This is a genomic window from Blautia sp. ZXY-1-C6, assembly GCF_056339875.1.
In genome coordinates this window covers 1-2,449 of sequence record NZ_JBWJVQ010000058.1, presented here as the reverse complement: position 1 = coordinate 2,449, position 2,449 = coordinate 1, and the positions used below count along the sequence as shown (strand labels likewise).

At 46.0% G+C, this 2,449-nt stretch carries 3 protein-coding genes; all 3 read left to right on the top strand.

Annotation, left to right across the window (positions count from 1 at the left end):
• Positions 1 to 289 (top strand): NAD(P)H-hydrate epimerase (locus AC075J_RS02350; RefSeq protein ID WP_476389934.1); only part of this gene is annotated, 289 nt, incomplete at its 5' end.
• A complete protein-coding gene (locus AC075J_RS02345) occupies positions 246 to 1,337 on the top strand; it encodes an NAD(P)H-hydrate dehydratase (protein ID WP_476389933.1) in 1,092 nt (363 codons plus the stop codon). The genes AC075J_RS02350 and AC075J_RS02345, both read left to right, overlap by 44 nt.
• 77 nt (positions 1,338 to 1,414) lie before the next feature.
• Positions 1,415 to 2,449: alanine racemase (alr, locus tag AC075J_RS02340; RefSeq protein ID WP_476389932.1), on the top strand; the 1,035-nt coding region annotated here is incomplete at its 3' end.

Here is a 2,449-nt window from a genome sequence, read left to right as displayed (position 1 = left end):
CTGCGGAACCGGCAACAATGGCGGAGACGGATTGGCGATTGCCAGACTGCTTCAGTTGAGAGGAGTCAGAACCTGGTATTATATTGCGGGTAAGGAAGAGAAAATGACTGCTGAAACTGCCGGACAGCTTAAAACAGCAGAATATTATCAGGTGCCCCGGGTGCATAACCTGGATCTGGATGAATATACTACTATAGTAGATGCCATCTTTGGGGTTGGACTGAGCAGACCTGTAGAGGGAAAATATGCCAGAGCTTATCAGTACAATGAACCGGGCATCTGCGTATAAAGTAGCTGTGGATATTCCATCCGGGATTGACTCAGATACCGGATTTGAGAAGGGAATTGCATTCCGGGCAGATCTTACGGTTACCTTTGCTTTTCGCAAAAGAGGGCTGTGCTTTTATCCCGGACGCATGTATGGCGGTGAGATCGTTGTTGCGGATATCGGAATCTATTCCATACCCGGAAAGAAAATCTGTATGCATCACCTGGAACGTGAAGATTTGAAAATGCTTCCTGAGAGAGTTCCCTATGGAAATAAAGGAACCTTCGGCAAGGTTCTTCTTATAGCTGGCAGCGAAGGAATGTGCGGAGCTGCATATCTGAGTGCAGCAGCTGCTCTGAAAAGCTCTGCGGGAATGGTGAAAATTCAGACTGTGGAGGCCAACAGGATTCCGTTGCAGACACTGTTGCCGGAAGCCATGATCACCTGTGATTTTGATGAGAAAAAAAACCAGGCAATGCTTGACTGGTGTGATGTGCTTGTGATAGGACCGGGTCTTGGAACCGGAGCGCAGAGCAGGGAAAGAGCTCAGTGGTTCCTGGCGAAGGCAGCTGAGTGTAAAAAAACAGTAATTCTGGATGCAGATGGCCTGAATCTTCTGTCAGTCCATGACAACTGGAAGTGTTTTATCGGGGAACATGTGATCCTGACACCTCATATTGGTGAGATGAGTCGTCTGTGCGGAAAAGAAATCGGTAAGATCCAGGATTGTCTGGCACAGACTGCAGCTGATTATGCAAAGGAGTCTGGAGCGGTTTGCGTTCTGAAGGATGCCTGTACTGTGGTGGCAGATGCTTTTGGAGATATGTATTTGAACATTTCGGGTAATGCAGGAATGGCTACAGCGGGAAGTGGAGATGTGTTAAGTGGTGTGCTTGCCGGTATACAGTGTATGTACCTGGCAGCAGAAAAGAAATTTTCTCCTGTTATGCTGGCTGCACTTGGTGTATATGTGCATGGGCTGGCAGGTGATCTGGCTGCTGAAACAGTAGGGCAGCGAGGGATGACCGCAGGAGATATCATCTGTTTTCTGCCGGAAATACTAAGATAGAATATTCATTTTGAGGCAGTAAATCTGTGAAACAATTTGCAGATATTAACATGAAAAAATAACAGAGGAAAATTATTATGAAGAAAGATAGCAGAGTAAAAGCAGTCATTTCACTGGATGCAGTAGAACATAATTTCCGGGAAATGAGAAAAAATATTGCAGAAGAGACAAAGATGATCGCAGTTATAAAGGCTGACGCTTATGGACATGGCGCGGTGCCGGTTGCACATCTCATTGAGGATTATGATTATATCTGGGGATTTGCGGCTGCAACTGCGGAAGAAGCGATTCATCTGCGAGAAGCCGGGATTACAAAACCAATCCTGATCCTTGGAATTGTTTTTGATGAATATTTTCCGGAACTTGTCCGTTATGAGATCCGTCCTGCAGTGTGCGAATATGAGGAGGCAAGGAAACTTTCAGATGAAGCGGTTCTGCAGAAAAAAACTGTACATATTCATATTGCTCTGGACACAGGAATGACCAGGATCGGTTTTGCGGATGCACAGGAAAATGTAGAGGAAATTAAAAAAATTTCAGAACTTCCAAATCTTGAGATTGAAGGTATGTTTACTCATTTTGCAAGAGCAGATGAGTATGACAGAAGTCCGGCTATGGTACAATTGGAGCGGTATCTGGATTTTTCAAGGCGCGTAGAAGAGGCAGGAGTGGAAATTCCTCTGCATCACTGTTCTAACAGTGCGGGCATCATACGTATGCCGGAAGCAAATCTGAATATTGTCCGCGCCGGAATCACAATTTATGGAATTTATCCTTCTTCTGAGGTGGAGAGAGATATTGTAAAGCTTGAGCCGGTTATGGAACTTAAGAGTCATGTGACTTATGTGAAGGACGTTCCTGCCGGAGCAGCGATCAGCTACGGCGGTACTTATGTGGCTGACAGGAAGCTTCGTGTGGCAACTGTTCCGGTGGGCTATGCAGATGGCTATTCCAGGCAGCTTTCCAATAAAGGCTGGGTTCTGATACATGGACAAAAGGCTCCGATCCTTGGCAGAGTCTGTATGGACCAGTTTATGGTAGATGTGACTGAGATTGGTGATGTGAAGAAGGGCGATGAGGTAACACTGATCGGCAGAGACGGGGATGAGTTT